Source organism: Streptomyces sp. NPDC017095, from assembly GCF_044332325.1.
Classification (GTDB): Bacteria; Actinomycetota; Actinomycetes; order Streptomycetales; family Streptomycetaceae; genus Streptomyces.
Map to the genome: position 1 here is coordinate 672,637 of NZ_JBIROU010000001.1, position 16,278 is coordinate 688,914.

The following is a 16,278-nucleotide window of genomic DNA, read 5'->3' on the forward strand; positions in this document are numbered from 1 at the left end:
TTTCCGCGTGTCAGCTCCGGTCGTCGGCGGCCGGCGCGTCCGGCCGGCTGTTCTCCAGGTGCCGTCTGAACAGGGCGAGGGCCGCCAGGGTCGAGGCGTCCTTGACCCGGCCCTCGGCGACCATCCGCCACACCTCGTCCTCGGGGAACCAGCGGCTGACCAGGCCGGCCTCCTCGGGTTCGAGACGGGGCTCGCCCTGGGTGAGGTCCGTGGCGAGGACCACGTGGAAGCCCTGGTCGCTGTAGCCGTAGGCGGCGTACAGATGCCCGATCGGGGTCATCGTGGCGGCGGTCAGCCCGGTCTCCTCGGCCAGTTCGCCCCGGGCCAGTTCCAGGGGGTCGGCGTCCGGCCGGTCCTCCCAGGAGCCCTGCGGGAACTCCCAGTAGCGTCCCTCGACGGGGTAGCGGTACTGCTCGACCAGGTGGAACCCGTCGTCGGCGTAGGGGACGACGACCGCGAAGTCGGGCTTGTGCACCACGCCGTACAGGCCCGGGGTGCCGTCGGCCCTGACGGTGGTGTCCTCCCGCACGCTCATCCAGCGGTTCTCGTAGACCACCGTGGAGCCGGTGGCCGTCAGCTCCGGCTCGTCCCGCACCTCCAGCGCGCTCCACGCCGACCTGCCGTCGCGGCCGGTGACGAGCAGCGCCAGCACCGGGCCGGCGGCGGGGACCTCGCCGGTGAACACGTCTCCGGGCGGCTGCGCGGCGAGCGGGATCACGGCGGGGTCCGGGGCGGCCGGCACGACCTCGACCCGGCCGAGGCCGGTGCCCCGCCACCGCACCCGCACGGTGTCCCCGCTGCGGTGGGCGCGGCCCTGTCCGGCCGGCAGCGGCGCGTGGCCCGCGCCGGCGAGGACCGAGCGGACCACGGGGGTGGCGTCCGCCGGCCGGCGCCCCTCGGCGCAGGCGGCGAACACGGCGAGGAACCGGTCGGCGGCGGCCTTCCAGGTGAAACCGCGGCCCGTGGCAACGGCGTTGGCGCGCAGGGCCGCGATCCGGCCCGGGTCCTCGTGCCACAGGGTGAGCATGCGCAGCACGCCGTCGTGCACCGCCTGTGTCAGCGCCTCGTCGTCCACCCGGAAGGAGCGGGGCAGCGCCAGCCCGGTGGCGCCGGGCGCGTCCAGGTCCTCGGTGTGCCCGAAGTGGCGCATCCCCTGCTGGGCGGTGGCGACGGGCACGCAGCCCGCGGCCATGGCCTCGCCCATCGCCATCAGGAAGGTGTCCATCTCGAACTTGGACGGGAAGACGCAGAAGTCGCTGGAGGCCGCCCAGTCCATCAGTTCCGGGGTGCCCATCGGGCCCGTCCGCACGCGCACCAGGCCGGGGTGGTCGCGTTCCAGCGCGGTCAGGTCCTCGTCGTGCGGGGGCCGCGGGGACAGGCAGTGCAGCAGCACGTTGGCCCGGTGGCCCTCGTCCAGCAGGCGCCGCACTCCACGGAACAGTTCCTTCTGGCCCTTGTGCTGCACCGAGTAGCGGGCGTTGTGGTAGAGGGTGGGCAGCGCGGGGTCCAGGCCCAGGGCGTCCAGGGTCCGCTTGCGGCGCTCCTCGGACCGCGGCACGTCGAGCCACTCGTCGCCGATGGCACAGCCGCCGACGGTCATCAGATCGGTGCGCGCCCGGAGTTCCCGGCGTACGGCCAGCCGCTGGAACAACTGCTCGAAGGGGGTGCCGGCCTGGGTGAGCGCGTGCGCCAGCTGGCCGTCGGAAAGGAAGTCCAGCGCGGCGACCGAGCGGGACACCAGGCCCAGCACGGGCAGGTAGTCGTGGCCCGGGCGCTCCGGGGAGTCCGCGTAGAGCAGGGTGCGCGGGAGATAGGCGCGCATCGCCCGCTCCAGGTGGCCGTCGAGCGGCGGGTCCGCCAGACCGTCGGCCACCGAGGCGTCGGCCCTCTCGTGGCGCAGGACGGCGCGCACCTCGGGGCCGTACACCTTGGTGTTGACGGCGAGGTTGGTCTGCACGGTGGAGACCACGTGGAAGCCGTGGCCGGCGAGCAGCCCGGGCAGCAGGTAGTGGTGGACGGGTTCGTGCAGGTGCACGACCGCGCCCGCCGGGACGCGCTGCCGGACGTACCGGGCGGCGGCGACCTGGAAGACGAGGGTCTTCAGGGCGGTGAGGTCGTGGCCCCTGAGCCCGGCGGGCGGGTAGAAGGAGTCCGGGTGGGTGTCCAGCACGCCGCCGCTGAGCAGCACGATGTCGATGCCGTCGACGGTCATCCGGTGCGCGCGCACGGACACCGGCAGCCGTACCGTGTCGGGGTGGTCCGGCCATTCGGCCGGGTCCAGCCGCACCGGGATCTCGTCGTCCGTCCGCCAGTCCAGGTCGACGACCTCGTACTGTTCGCGCAGCAGGGGCAGCAGGCCGTGGGCGGGGGTGACCGCGCCGACCCGGTGTCCCTGGTCCCGGAACTGCCGGGCCAGGTTCCACAGGTAGACGGAGGTGCCCGCCTTGACCAGGTGGTCGTCGAAGCCGCTGAACTCGAAGTGACACTCGATGATGTGCACCGGACCCTCTGTTCGTTCGGGGATACGGGAAGTCGGTTTCGGAGGGAGGGGTCAGCCGCGTCCGGAGCCGGGCACCAGCCCGGTGTCCTGGGCGCGGCCGGGGGTCTCGGGGGTGCGGCCTGCCGGGCGCAGGGCGGACGCGCCGAGCGCCACGAGGAAGACCAGGAGGGCCGGCAGGCCGAGGGCGAGGGGCAGTCCGACGAAGGTGCTGACGCTGCCGATGACGATGGGGCCGATGAGGAAACCGACGTAGCCGAGGCTGACCACCAGGGACAGCGCGGCGCCCGCGCGGGCCGGGTCGCGCTGTCCGGCCGCGGAGTAGACCTGCGGGGCGATGCAGGACATGCCCGCGCCCAGGCAGGCGAATCCGGCGACTCCCGCCCAGGGCCGGTCCACGAGCAGGGCGGCCGTCATGCCGGCCGAGGCGAGCACCCCGCAGGCCCGTACGAGCGCCACCGGGCCGAAGCGCGCGGTGAGCCGGTCGCCGAGCAGCCGTCCGGCGGTCATCGCGATCGAGAACGCGGCGAACGCCGACGCGGCGAAGCCGGGTGAGCTGCCGAGGTCCTCGTGCAGGTAGACGGCGCTCCAGTCGGCGGCCGTGCCCTCCCCCACCAGGGCGCACATCGCCAGGCTGCCGAGGAACCACAGCTGCGGCGAGCGCATGACGCTGCGGCCCTCGGGCCGGGCGGGGCCGGTCTCGGCCGGGGCGGCGCCGGTGCCGGCCGGCAGGGCCCACAGGGCCGCCCAGAGCGCCATGAGGACGACGCAGCCGCCCACCGAGAGGAAGGTCACCCGGGGGCTCAGCTCCTGCCGGGCGAACAGTCCGCCGGCCGCCGAGCCCAGGAAGCCGCCGATGCTGTAGACCGCGTGGAAGGAGGACATGATCGGCCGGCCCCAGGCCCGCTGGACCTCGATGGCGTTGGCGTTCATCGCGATGTTCAACGTGCCGTGCACCAGCCCGAACAGGAACAGGGCCAGCATCAGCGCGGCGAGGTTCGGCATGTAGGCCGGCGGGATGAGGAGGAGTCCCTCCAGCAGTGCCATCGGCACCATGACGCGGGTGCTGCCGTACCGGTCGGCGAGCCGGCCGAGCACCATCATGCCGGCGATCGCCCCGAGGGCGAAGGAGAGCAGAGCCAGGCTCAGCAGGCCGTCGCCCAGGCCGAGATGGCTCTTCACGCTGGGGATCCGGCTGGTCCAGGCGCCCAGGGCGGCGCCGAACAGCAGGAAGAGGAGGGAGGTGGCGGTGCGTCCGCGCCGGAGCGCGGTGCGGTCGGTGGTGATGTCCATGCGGGCTGTCTCTCCGGATCGATGCCCTCGGCGGGGTGACCGCGGGCGGCGGCTGGGGTCCTGTCGCGTGCGCGCCGTGGGCCGTCAGGCGGCGGGGGCCGCCTCGGCGGGTGTGGCGGACGGGCGCAGCACGGAGGCCATGAAGACGAGTGACAGGGTCAGCACGGCCACCAGCGCGAAGGACACCGGCAGCGAGGTGGCGTCGGAGACGAAGCCCATGACGGCCGGCGCCAGCAGGTTGGAGGTGTAGGTGAGGGTGGCGACGCCGGCGATGGTACGGCTGGTGTCCGCGGACGCCGCTCCCGCCGCCGCGAAGGACAGCGGCAGGACGACCGCCACGCCGATGCCCACCAGGGCGAAGCCGCAGATGGCGGGCGCCGGGGTCCGGGCGAGGACGACGAGGAGCAGGCCGGCGCTGGCGACGGCCCCGCTGAGCCGTACCGCGTTCACCACGCCGATCCGCCGGACCAGGCGGTCGCCGAGCAGCCTGCTGGCGGCCAGGGCGCAGGCGAAGCCCGTGTAGCTGCCGGCGGCGACGCCGTCGGAGGCGTGGGCGACGGAACTCAGGTACAGGGCGCTCCAGTTGCCGCTGGCCCCTTCGGCGAAGACGGCGCAGAAGCCGACCGCGCCGATGGCCAGGGCCGACCGCGGGGGCAGTGCGAAGCGCGGCGGCTCCTCCTGGCCCGGCCGCGGCCGGATGTCGGGCACCCCCTGGATGGCGTACAGCCCGACGGAGGCGAGGACGACGGTCGCGGCGGCGAAGTGGATCCGGGCGTCCACGCCCGCCGCCGCGGCCAGCGACCCGGCGCCCGAGGCCACCAGTCCGCCGACGCCCCACATGCCGTGCATGCTCGCCATCACCGAGTGGCCCACCTCCTGTTCGAGTTCGACCCCGGCGGCGTTCATGACGACGTCCGCCATGCCGGACGCCGCCCCGAACACCAGCAGCCCGGTGAACAGCAGCGCCAGATCGGGGGCGAGCGCGGGCAGCAGCAGCGCGACGCACCAGGCGGTGAGCAGCGTGCGCAGTGCCGTCCGCCCGCCGAACCGGTGGACCAGCCTGCTGGACAGGGGCATGGCGACCAGGGAGCCGAGGGCCGGGGCCAGCAGGGCGATGCCTAGCGAGCCGTCACTGATGTGCAGGTGGGAGACGATCCAGGGGATGCGGGTGGCGAAGCTGCCGGCGACGGCGCCATGCACGGCGAAGACGGTCGCGGTGCGCACGCGCGCTTTGCGTGCCCCGGGGCGTGGCCCTGCGGGCCGGTCGGTCGACGCTTTCATGGCGGGTTCTCCTCGGAGTGCGATGACGACAAGGCACGTGCGGCGGTCCGGCGCGGGCGGACGGGCGCCCATTTTTCAGGCAGGCTTCCTGAAAATAAAGGGCCGATGGTCGTTTTCCGGCCGCCCGTCACCGGCCGCCGCGGGCCTCACATGTGCTCGGGAGCGGGGGCGCGCACCTCGCCGCCGAGCCGCTTGGCCTCGGCCAGGACGTGGTCGCCCCAGCGGCTCCACAGCCCGCCCGCGAGCCGGGAGGTGATCACCACGAGGTCGAATCGCCGGTCCGCCCAGGGGGTGCGCATCCCGCACAGCTGCACGGACTCCACGACCGTGGCGGGAGCGCCGGCCATGGCCTGCCGCAGGGCCTCGGCGTCGAAGTCGCACAGGGTGAACCGCGCGTTCGCGTGCGCCCACTCCGCCGGGAGCTGCGCACCGCAGCCGAACACCGCGACCCGGAGCGGATCGCCGTCGCGCCCGGTCAGGTCCCGGGTGCTCTCGGCCAGTTCGCCGGCCGCGTCCCGTCCCTCGGCCGCCGCGGTCCAGGCCAGCAGGTCCTCCCACTCGACCTCCAGCGGGTCGACGAGGCCGCCGGCGGAGACCGCCCGGGCGGACGCCGCCCAGTACAGCTCGGTCTGCACTCCGGGGTGCTTGTCGAGGAACCGCTGGCAGTTGCGCAGGATACTGACGGTGGCCGCGTCGTACGCCCGTTCGTGCGGCAGCTCGATCCCCCACGCCGCACGGGAGACCACCATGGCGTTGCCGTTGCGGTGCAGCCGGTACCCCAGCTCGATGTCCTCGACGCCCCAGCCCGTGAAGTCCTCGTCGAAGCCGCCGACCGCCCAGAACTCGTCGGCGGGTACCGAGAAGTTGAGCGTCCACAGGAACACCCAGGGCATCGCCATGCGGCCCGGGTCGAAGCCGAAGCGCTCGTAGTCGGGCAGCCGCATGTCCTGGAAGGACGGCACGTCGATCAGCCGCCGCACCACCTCCTCGGGCGGCAGGGTGTCGACGATGCCGTCCATCTCCCGGCACGGGTTCGCCGGGTTGTAGCCGTAGGAGTAGCCGAGCACCGCCTGCCGGCGGCCGGCCGCGTGGACGTCCAGGTGGGCGCGCACCCAGTCCGGGCCCACGATCATGCCGGTGTCGAGGAACGCCAGCACCGGCGCGGTCGCCAGCCTGGCCCCGCCGTTGCGGGCGGCTGCCACCCGGAAGCCCAGGTCCTCCTGGAAGTGGTAGCGCACCCGGAGCCGGTCCGCGTAGGAGCGGACCAGGGCGGCGGTGCCGTCCGAGGAGCCGTCGTCGGCGACGACCACCTCGAAGTCGGAGGCCGGGAGGTCCTGCCGCACCAGGGACGCCAGCGTCCGGTCCAGCAGACCTTCGCGGTTGTACGTGGGGATGACCACGGACAGCCGGGGAACGGTCTCTTCCTGCATGACGATGTCTGCCCTTCTCTTGGCTGAAACCCGCCCCGGGAACGGGGGCGGCACGGCGGGGTCCGTCACCGGGCGGCCCGGACGAGGGTCGCCCCGCCGTCGACGTTGATGGCCTGCCCGGTCACGTGCCGGGCGTCGGGCGAGCAGAGGAACGCCACCGCGGCGGCGATGTCCGCGGCCGTCTGCTCCCGGCTGGTGTACGGCGGTGCCTCGTGCAGGACGACCCGGTCGGCCACCACGCGCTCGAACTCCGCCCGGTCCACCGCCGCCCACTGCCGGCTCCAGACGAACCCGGGCCGGACCAGGTTGACCCGGACGGCGCGCGGTCCGAGGAGGACGGCCAGGGAGGAACTCCAGTGCTCCAGCGCGGCCTTGGCGGCGCCGTAGGCGGGTGAGACCGCCCAGGGCATCGCCGCGGCGATGGAGCTGACGTTGCACACCGCCGCGCCCGGGACCAGCCGGCCGGCCAGGGCCCGCGTCAGCCGGTAGGCGGCCGAGACGTTGAGGTCGATGATGTCGTCCCAGACCTCCGGCGGCGGCCAGGCCACGTCGGTCACCGGCGCGACGGGCGGCCGCTGTTCGCCGCCGAGCACGTTCACCAGCACCGACAGCTCGGCGGGCAGGTCCGCGACGAGTTCGGCCAGCCCGGCGGTGTCCCGCAGGTCGCACCGGCGGAAGTCGGCGCCCCCGGGCAGCGGTGTGGCGGGTTCGGCGACGTCGACGGCGACGAGCCGGTCGACGACGCCCCGGGCGAGCAGTTCCCCGGCCACGGCGCGGCCGATGCCGCCGGATGCCGCGGTCACCAGGCCGACGGTGGGCGAATCTCCGCTCATGACGCCTCCTTGGAAGGTGTTCCCGGGTCGTGCGCGGGGCCGGCCGGGGCAGCCGGGCCGGTGTGTGAGGGGCCGGTGCGGACCGTCCGCGCCGGCCGTGGGGCGCCGCCCAGCAGGACGACGTGTCCCGCCTCGGTGCGGGGAGCGAGGTCGCCCACGGTGCCGACGACACGGTCCAGCGGCTCTTGGGGTCCGAGGGCGGTGCCGCTCACTCCGACGACGCGCATGCCGGCGGCGCGCGCGGCGAGGACGCCGGGGCGCGCGTCCTCCACGACGACGCAGTCCGCGGGCGGGACGCCGAGCGCGGCGGACGCGGCCAGATAGCCGTCCGGCGCGGGTTTGCCCCGCTCGACGTCGTCGGCGGTGATCAGGACGTCCGGCACCGGCAGTCCGGTGCCGCGCAGCCGGGACACGGCCAGGGCCCTGCTCCCGGAGGTCACCACCGCCCAGGGGGCACCGGACAGGGCGGCGAGCACGGTGTCCGCGCCGGCGCAGCGCGCCAGGCCGTCGATGTCCTCGGCCTGCCCGGCCTCCAGCCGGGCCGCCTCCGCCTCCGCGTCCAGGTCCGGGGCGAACGCGGCGATCACCTCGACGGAGCGCCGGCCGTGGCAGGCGGCGAGCACGCCGGCCGGGTCCAGGCCCCGGCCGCGGGCCCATGCGGTCCAGGACCGCTCCACCACGGCTTCCGACCGCACCAGGACGCCGTCCAGGTCGAACAGCACGGCGCGGCAGGTCAGTTCCGCCGCGTCCGGCAGGGCGCGCGGCCCTGTGCCGACCCGGGACGGTGCGCCGGTCACGGTGCGACCGTCCAGGCGTCGCACGGCCCGAAGCGGCGGTGCGGTGTCTCCTCCTCGTACGGCAGTCTCCCGGGGAGGCTGATCAGTTCGAGCTGCATGCCCCAGGGGCTGAGGAAGTAGAGCCAGCGGTCTCCCGCGATGGGCCCGCTGTCCACGGTCCGGGGTCCGTCGCCGAGGATCCGCACGCCGGGCTGGCGGCGCAGGTACGCGGTTGCCGCGTCGATGTCGCGTACGTAGAAGGCGAGATGGTGGCCGCCGACGTCGCTGTTCTTCGGCGGGACCGGGTTCTGGTCCGGTGCCGTGTACTGGAACAGTTCGAGGTTGGTGACCGGTCCGAGGCGGAGCATGGCGATGTCCGCGGTGGCGCGCGGATGCACGCCGAGCGCCTCGCGCATCCAGTCGTCGTCGGCGCGGATGGTGCCCTCGCGGTAGAGCAGGTCGGCGCCGAGGACGTCGACGAAGAAGCGCACGGCCTCGTCGAGGTCGGGCACGGTGTAGGCGATGTGGTCGACGTTGGTCGCGGTGGGGATGCCCCGGGCCGGCGCCGGGAGCGACGGCGCCCGGTGCGGCAGGCGCCGCGCCGTAGCGTCCGGTACGCAGGTCACCACGACGACCTCCGTGGCGGAACCGGCCACCAGGCGCCCGGACGCGCCGGCCGGGACGAGGACGGCGTGGCCGTCCCGGACCGGGCGGCCCGGGCCGTCGCCGTCGGTGTGGAAGGCGGCGTCGCCCCGCACCACGTACCAGAGGCTCTCGGTGCCGGCCTCCGGGTCGGCGTGCAGCACGGAGTCCTTCTCCAGGGTCATGTGGTCGACGGACTCGCACTCGCTGAAGAGCATGCCGCGGCGCGCGAGACAGCGCCAGCGCCGGCTGCGGCCGTCGCCGTCCACCAGGGTCGAGGCGGCGCCGCTGTCCGTGACGATCACCGGCCCGCGCCCTTCCCGAGCGGCGAGGGGACGACGAAACTGGCGCACACCGCCCGGAACGTCGTGGCGGCCGCGGTGAGCCGGAGGTCCTCGCCGCCGGACGCGGTCACGGACATCCCCTCCCGTACGGTGACGTCACCGGACCCGCTGGACGCCGTCGCGGTGCCCGACAGCACGAACACCGTGTGCTCGGCGCCCTGTCCGGGCAGGCGCTCCACCGCGCCGGGGGCCAGTTCGAGCAGCCGGATCCGGTGCAGCGGGCCCTGGAGGGTGGGCCGGGGATCGACGTCCCGCAGCTCTTCGAGGTCGACGACCACCGCTTCGCCGGCGTGCGGATCCGTCATGGGAGCGTCCTTCCAGGGCGTGTGGGTGAGGGCCGTCGTGCGGGGGGCGGGGACTTCGAGCGTCAGCCAGCTCAGCGGCTCGGCACCGGTGTTGCGCAGGCCGTGCGTCGCGCCGAGACCGGTCAGGATCACCTCGCCGGCCCGCACCGGGTGCGGCTCGCCGTTGAGCAGTGCCTCGCCCCGGCCGGTGAGCAGGACGTAGGCCTCCTCGGTGCGGCTGTGCAGATGCTCGCCGCTGAGTCCGCCGGGCGGGACGCAGGCCCACTCGACCGCCTCGTAGGGGCCGCGCAGCCCCCGCCCCGTCGCGAGCGAGCGCCACTGGGTCACTCCGGCCGCGCCGTGCACGCCGTGGACGTGCGACGGGGAGCCGAGGTCGGAGATCTGTAGGTCAGGCCGCATCGAGGCCCCCGGCGGCCAGCGTGGCGAGGGCCCGCTCGATCTCGGCCACCGTCACGTCGTTGACGAACCGGGCGGAGCCGATGCCCACCGGGAGCGGCAGCCGCTGCAACCCGTCCCGGTGCCGGACGGTGTCCTCCAGCGCCTCGGCGAGGCTGTCCACCTCGCACACCGGGTGGTGCTGCGGGAGGCGCAGCTGTCGCATGACACCGCCGACGCGCCGCTGGTCGCCCTCGGTCACCATGCCGCGGTGCCGGGCGATGGCGGTGGTGAGGGCCATGTCGACGGCGACGGCCTCGCCGTGCAGCAGCTCCGGCAGCGCCCGCATCTCGATGGTGGGGCTGAAGGTGTGCCCGTAGTCGACGAGGCGCTGCAGCTCGCTCTCCCAGAGGTTGGGCTGCAGTTCCTCGAGCATGCCGTGGATGGCCCGCTCCAGCACCTCCTGCACCACGTCGCCCTCGGCGCCCTGCGCCTGCATCCGGCTGGACACCAGTGCGGCGCCGTGCCGTTCCAGGAGGGAGAACAGGCGCATGTCCTTGACCAGTGCGATCTTGAGTATCTCGGCCAGGCCGTTGCTGATGTGCCGTTCGTCGAGCGTGGCCAGGAAGGTCTTGTCGAGCAGGGCCAGCGCGGGGGCGAAGTAGGTGCCGAGCCGGTTCTTGTAACTGCCGAAGTTGACACCGGTCTTGACTCCGACGCCGGCGTCCACGATGCCGATCAGCGTCGTGGGGACGCGGACGTACGGCGTGCTGCGCCGGTACATGCTCGCGGCGAAGCCCACGATGTCGAGCAGGACGCCCCCGCCGATGGCGATGATCGGGTCGTGCCGCCGGGAGATCCCGAACTCGTCGAGGGCCCGGACCACATGGGCGACGCTGTCCATCGTCTTGGTGCGTTCCTCGGCGGGCAGGACGCAGAAGGACGGCTCCAGGCCGTGCGCGTCCAGATAGGCGCGCAGCCGGTCCCCGTAGAAGCGCTCCACGTGGTCGTCGAGGACGATGAACCGGCGGTTGCCGGTGCGTTCGGTGACGCCGGCCAGGGCCAGGTCGGGGTGGGCGGGGTCGAGGAGTCCGTCGACCATGCGCACTTCGTAGCGGACCGGCTTCGTGGCCTGGACCAGCCATTCGGTCCGGTTGCCGTCATTGCGGATCAGAGCGGAGACCACGGTGTCTTCGGTGTCCGACCGGGTGTGGGCGGTTGACTGCACAAGGCTTTCCATGTCGTCGCTTCCTCATCGGTTACGGATGGAAAGGAAATGGTGCACGTGATACGGGTCCGGCCTCCGCAGGTTTTTCCGCACCGCTCACGAATGCGTGGCGGCCGGGGTTTCCTGTAAGAGACCGGTATAGAGCGAGCAGTAGTCCATGAATTCCCGGTAGATAAGGAATTCCTTCGTGCAGCGGCGGTGGGCGGCGGTTCCGTACCGCTCCCGGAGATCGCTTTCCGCCAGCAGACGGAGCAGCGCGCGACCGAATGCGGGAAGGTCATGGGGATCTCGCACCAGGGTGCCTTCGTATCCGTCGCGGATCTGGTCGGTGATTCCCCCGACCGCGCTGGCGACGATGGCTTTCCCCTTCCACATGGCCTCGGTGACGGTGAGTCCGAACCCCTCCCGCAGGCTTTTCTGTACGACGACGTCGGCGCGCCGTTGCAGCGCGTTGACGGAGTCGGCGTTGGCGTCGGCGTCCAGCAGCGAGAGGCTGACCAGGTGCACGCGCGACCGGACCGGACCGTCCAGCGCTTCCCAGGCGCCGCGCAGCTCGTGCAGGATCCGCGCGCCCTCGGGGTCGTCGGGGATGTCGTCCGGGTCCGGTCCGGCGAGCACCAGGTGCACGTCGTCCCGGACCGGCGCGACGTGCCCGGCGAAGCCGCGCAGCACCCCGGCCATGTCCTTGAGCGGGTCCCAGCGGGACACCTGGAGGACCAGGGGGGCGTCCTCGGGGAGGGGCCGGTCCTGCACGATGCGGGCGGTGCCCGCGGCCGCGGGCCGGCCGGGCCCGGCCTGGAGGCCGATCGCGCGCAGCCGGTCGTGCACCGCCGCCGGCGTCATCGGGCGGTTCTTGCGGGCGGCGGGGTCGATCGACGGCCGCAGCACGACGACCTTTCCCTGCTGTCGTAGCAGGCCGGGCGGGGCGTACCGCTCGGCCGAGAAGACGCACCGGGCCGGCGCCCGCAGATAGGGCTCCAGGAAGGTCCAGGTGTCGCGGACCACCGCGGAGTGCGCGCCGGTGCCGATGTGGCAGCGCCAGGCGACGTCCAGGCCGGCGGCGACGAGGTGCGGGGCCAGGCCCAGGGTCTGCGGGTCGTGCAGGACGCAGAGGTCGCCGGGCGCCACCCGCTCCAGCACCTCGCGCGCCTGGCGGGAGGTGGTGGTCTCGTAGGTCTCGCGCTCGGCGGCGCCGAGCGGGCCCACCGGATCCGGGCTGCCGTGCAGACGGTGGTGGAGCCGCTTGGTCACCGCGAAGAATTCGGCGTCACCGGCGAGCACCAGCCAGCGGGCCCGCAGTCCGGATTCGTTGTGCAGGCCTATGGCCTTCTCCAGTAAATCAGCGACACCACCACCGCGGGCGGTGCTGTTGAGATGCCAGACGGTGCGCTGCGCCAAGGCCTGCGCCACCCGTGCGGGCAGGGAAACTCCACGGGGCGCGCCGCTGACGGAGCCGGGTGACACCTCACTGACCAACGACCCCACGTCCGCCACCTTCCTCGTATTCCGACAACGCGCGACGGATGGCTATGACAAACCTTGCCTGCTACGACCATGCAGTTCTTTAAGGGATCGATCCATGAAGATCCTAGAGAGCGCTCACTTGATCGGTCAAGCAATTAATACCAGCCAGTGAGGCAACCCGCTCACTCTTTTGGATCAAGCCGCCACCTGCGGTGTTCAGGATGTGGACAGGTTCTTCGGGACACTTAGCAAAGGAATCGGCCACCGTCGCACAGGCCGTCATGATCAACTTTTCATTCCGGAAATGTGCTGTTCTCCCGTGGAACGCGTTATTAACCTTCCGTGCACCGGAACCGGGGCCCGTCACGACATTTCGACCCCGATTCCCAAGAAAAAGTCAAGTTCAGGTTTCGGATTACCCTGAACCGGCCCTCGCCCGCCCCATGCCGGGTCAAAGCCGCCGGCGGGACCCACGGTGCGCGCGGCCGGCCGGCACCGGCGCCCGCGTCCGGACCGCCTCCCAGGGGGGCGTGCCCGACCCGACCCGCGCCGTGTCCGACCCTCGCGTGCGCATGCGTGACACCCCGCCGGCGCACGCCTTTCCGGCCGCGTTTCCCGGGCGCTCACGCATCCCGACGGATGCGCCGGTTCCGCTGGTGACGGCGAGACACCGATGGTTAGACTGTCGCGCGCTGCTCGCGATGGCGGTCGGCGAGGTGGGTGGGCGGGTGGGGGTACCGTGATCGAGCTGCGGAAACACACGATCCCGGGTGGTCCTGCCCGAGAGCCGGAACGGGTGTTCGCTTTTTCCGGCCCGCGATGCTTACGGCACACCCGCATCCTCCTCGAAAGATCCTCATAAAGCGGCCCATGCACCAGCGATGGGCCCTTTTTCTTTGCCCGGGCGCCCGCGTCCGGGGCCGCGAAGTGGGCGTGCGGCGAGAAGCGGGGGCTTCGTTGTCAAGACAAGAGAAGTGCGGAGTGTGATGCCATGAACCGAGTCCGCGGAGACTCGCGCCGGTCGGCCCGGCGGCTTGCGGAGCCGCTGGCCCGCACCGGGTTATCCGTCCTCTTACTGGCAGGCGGCGCCATGGGAGCGACGGCGGGACCGGCCGCCGCCGCGGCCGCCGACGGCACGCTGACGGTCGAGGTCCTGCGCGACTTCTTCGGCACCGGCGTGATCAACACGACGATGGACGTGCCGCAGCAGGGCATCAAGGTGGAGGTCTCCGACCCCGCCGGGCACGAGGTCACCGGCGTCACGGATGCCACCGGAAAGGTCGTGGTGCCGGGGTCGGCCGCGCTGAGCGGCGGCCACTACCGCGTCGACGTCAGCGTCCCGGCACCGTACAGCCGCTATCTGCGGGCGGCGCCCGCGTCGACGGCGGAGAACCACTTCGACAGCTTCACGTCGTTCGTGGACGTGTCGGACGGACAGAACGCCTCGGTGGTGACCGGGGTGTGGGACCCGGCCGACTACGCGCTGCCGGATTCCCGGTATTTCGTACCGGTCCAGAACGGCGCCAACTCGACCGACAACCGGGCCCTGGTGGCGTTCGGCACGGACACCCGGGGCACCTGTCCCACCGATGTGGCGTGCCCGGCCACGCTGGCCACCCAGGACCAGGTGGGCACGACGTTCGGGCTGGCGTACGACACGTACCGGACCCGGCTGTTCCAGAGCGCGTTCGCCCGCCGGTACGCCCCGTACGGACCGAAGGGCGGCGGCGCCATCTACACGGTGCCGCTCGGCGGTTCGGGTGCGCCGGAGCTGTTCGCGCAGGTACGGGACGCCACGGTGACGGCGCACGACACCGCCAACCTGATCAAGGACGCCGGGTTCACCGACGCACCGGGCAAGGAGAGCATCGGCGGTCTGGCCCTGTCGGAGGACGGCTCCACGCTGTACGCGGTGAACCTGCTGACCCGCAGCCTGGTGACCTTCGACGCGACCGGGGCCACCGCCTCGCGGCCCGAGTCGACGGTGCGGATCCCGGACCCGGGGTGCGCGAGCCCCGGTGACTGGCGGCCGTTCGGTCTCCAGGTTCACGACAACACGCTGTACGTCGCGGGCGTGTGCAGCGCGGAGAGCACGCAGCAGCGCGCGGACCTGAAGGCCGTCGTCGCCACCTACGACGGCAAGCGGTTCACCACGGTGCTGAGCCACCCGCTCACGGACGTGCGCGGCAGCGTCTTCGGTACCGGTGACAAGGCCACCCACTGGAACCCGTGGAACACCGGTCTGGACACGTGGGACGACCGGAAGGCGGGCAGCGTCTACATCGACCCGCAGCCGGAGCTGGCCTCCCTCGCCTTCGGCCGCGACGGCTCGATGATCCTGGGCTTCCGCGACCGCTTCATGGACGCGCTCAGCTGGGGCGGTCTGGACCCCCGCCCGGGCAACGACACGGCGGAGAACGGCATGTCCGGTGGTGACATCACCATGGTCTGCGCCACCGCCACCGGCGAATACCAGTGGGAAGGCACCGGGAGCTGCCCCAACCACGCCACTCCCGGCAACAACGGGGGCCAGCCGGCCGACGTCGTCGAGTACTTCCCGGGCGACTTCTACGCCAACGCGCACCAGGAGACCTCGCTGGGGTCCGTGGCCTACATCCCGCAGCAGCAGTGGGTCGTCAGCACGGAGTTCGACCCGGTCGTCAACGTCGCGACCTCGGGCACCGGTTACCACCACATCACGACCGGCATGGGCCCGGGCAACAACCCGACGGGCAACGGTTTCCAGTTCGTCAGCCGGGAACAAGGCGGCTTCGGCAAGGCCGGCGGGCTCGGTGACATCGCCTACGCGGCGGCGAACGCGCCGATCCAGATCGGCAACGTCGTCTGGTTCGACGGCGACCACAACGGCATCCAGGACCCCGGGCACGTGCTGCTGCCGGACGCGACCGTCAACCTGCTGGACGCGGACGGCAAGCAGGTCGCCACGACCAGGACCGATGCCGCCGGCGAGTACTACTTCGGTGGTGTCGGCGCCGCGTACGAGCTGACGCCGGGCGCGAAGTACACGGTGCAGTTCGACGTGTGCACCGCGGACACCAGCCAGGTGCCCGGACAACCCCCGGCGAGCGAGCTGCGGTTCACGCTCCCGCGGGCCGGCGCCAGCCGTGCGCACGACTCCAATGTGACTCCGCCGACCACCGGACGGCTGTGCAACGGCTTCGCGCCGGTCACCGCCCCCGACAAGCCGGGCGGCGTCGACCACACGATCGACGCCGGGGTGTACATCCCGGAGGCGACCCCGACCCCGACACCCACCCCGACTCCTACCGCCACCCCCACCCCGACCCCGACCCCGACTTCCACCCCGAGCGGGCCGCCGGCCTCCACGCCGCCGTCCTCCGCGCCGCAGTCCCCCATGCCGCCCGCCAACCCGGGTCCCGGCGACGGGGGTTCGGGATCGATGGCGGACACCGGCATGTCCGGGCTGCCGAAGCTGATCGGCCTCGTCGGTCTGCTGACGGGCGCGGGTCTGGTCATCGCGTTCGCGACCCGGAAGCGTCGTACCCGGACGAACTGAACGGAGCACACCACGGTGACCGCCCCCACCGCGTCCGCATGACGCGGTGGGGGCGGTCACGCCGAGGCCGGCCCGCCGAGGCCGGCCTTGACGTCGTCCGTCACCGAACTGCCCGGCCGGCGCGAGCGCGCGGCGGCCGGGCAGTGTGACCGAGAGGGTGAAGAAGAAGAGTGCCAGCGTCGAACCGCGTGCGCAGCGGGAGAATCCGGCCGGCTCCACCGGGCCGTGCGGCCGGCCGGCGCCGATGGCCGCGGCCCCGCTGGGCGGCGGCC

General features: G+C 72.9%; 11 protein-coding genes. 1 reads left to right on the forward strand and 10 read right to left on the reverse strand.

Annotated elements, in window-relative coordinates; translation table 11 throughout:
- Positions 1-10: 10 nt before the first annotated feature.
- The 10 genes from ACH4OA_RS02680 to ACH4OA_RS02725 all read right to left on the reverse strand — a co-directional run bounded on the left by ACH4OA_RS02680 (position 11) and on the right by ACH4OA_RS02725 (position 12,402).
- The gene (locus ACH4OA_RS02680; RefSeq protein ID WP_397967286.1) at positions 11-2,500 is read right to left on the reverse strand and encodes an NUDIX domain-containing protein; all 2,490 of its coding nucleotides are present in this window, start codon (positions 2,498-2,500) and stop codon (positions 11-13) included.
- A 51-nt stretch (positions 2,501-2,551) separates the two neighbouring features.
- Positions 2,552-3,790, reverse strand: a complete 1,239-nt coding sequence (locus ACH4OA_RS02685) for an MFS transporter (RefSeq protein WP_397935421.1) — start codon at positions 3,788-3,790, stop codon at positions 2,552-2,554.
- 84 nt (positions 3,791-3,874) lie between these two features.
- A complete protein-coding gene (locus ACH4OA_RS02690; RefSeq protein ID WP_397948078.1) occupies positions 3,875-5,014 on the reverse strand; it encodes an MFS transporter in 1,140 nt (379 codons plus the stop codon).
- Between the two features lie 203 nt (positions 5,015-5,217).
- On the reverse strand, positions 5,218-6,501 hold the full coding sequence (locus ACH4OA_RS02695; protein ID WP_397967288.1) for a glycosyltransferase: 1,284 nt from the start codon (positions 6,499-6,501) through the stop codon (positions 5,218-5,220).
- A gap of 65 nt (positions 6,502-6,566) precedes the next feature.
- Positions 6,567-7,334 (reverse strand): SDR family NAD(P)-dependent oxidoreductase, encoded by a 768-nt coding sequence (locus ACH4OA_RS02700; protein WP_397967290.1) that lies wholly within the window; start codon positions 7,332-7,334, stop codon positions 6,567-6,569.
- Entirely contained in the window at positions 7,331-8,131 is an 801-nt protein-coding gene (locus tag ACH4OA_RS02705) for an HAD-IA family hydrolase (protein WP_397967292.1), read from the reverse strand. Before ACH4OA_RS02705 ends, ACH4OA_RS02700 begins: the two co-directional genes overlap by 4 nt.
- Positions 8,128-9,057, reverse strand: a complete 930-nt coding sequence (locus ACH4OA_RS02710) for a VOC family protein (protein WP_397935429.1) — start codon at positions 9,055-9,057, stop codon at positions 8,128-8,130. Before ACH4OA_RS02710 ends, ACH4OA_RS02705 begins: the two co-directional genes overlap by 4 nt.
- Positions 9,054-9,800 (reverse strand): cupin domain-containing protein, encoded by a 747-nt coding sequence (locus ACH4OA_RS02715; protein WP_397935430.1) that lies wholly within the window; start codon positions 9,798-9,800, stop codon positions 9,054-9,056. The genes ACH4OA_RS02710 and ACH4OA_RS02715 overlap by 4 nt, the downstream gene beginning before the upstream one ends.
- Positions 9,790-11,016 carry a sedoheptulose 7-phosphate cyclase gene (locus ACH4OA_RS02720; RefSeq protein ID WP_397935432.1) on the reverse strand — a complete coding sequence of 409 codons (1,227 nt, stop codon included), beginning with the start codon at positions 11,014-11,016 and terminating at the stop codon, positions 9,790-9,792. The genes ACH4OA_RS02715 and ACH4OA_RS02720 overlap by 11 nt, the downstream gene beginning before the upstream one ends.
- A gap of 84 nt (positions 11,017-11,100) precedes the next feature.
- Positions 11,101-12,402 (reverse strand): glycosyltransferase, encoded by a 1,302-nt coding sequence (locus ACH4OA_RS02725; RefSeq protein ID WP_397948085.1) that lies wholly within the window; start codon positions 12,400-12,402, stop codon positions 11,101-11,103.
- A gap of 1,156 nt (positions 12,403-13,558) precedes the next feature.
- Here ACH4OA_RS02725 and ACH4OA_RS02730 point away from each other — a divergent pair.
- Positions 13,559-16,006, forward strand: coding sequence for an SdrD B-like domain-containing protein (locus ACH4OA_RS02730; RefSeq protein WP_397967293.1), 2,448 nt, complete (start codon positions 13,559-13,561; stop codon positions 16,004-16,006).
- The last annotated feature ends 272 nt before the right edge of the window (positions 16,007-16,278 follow it).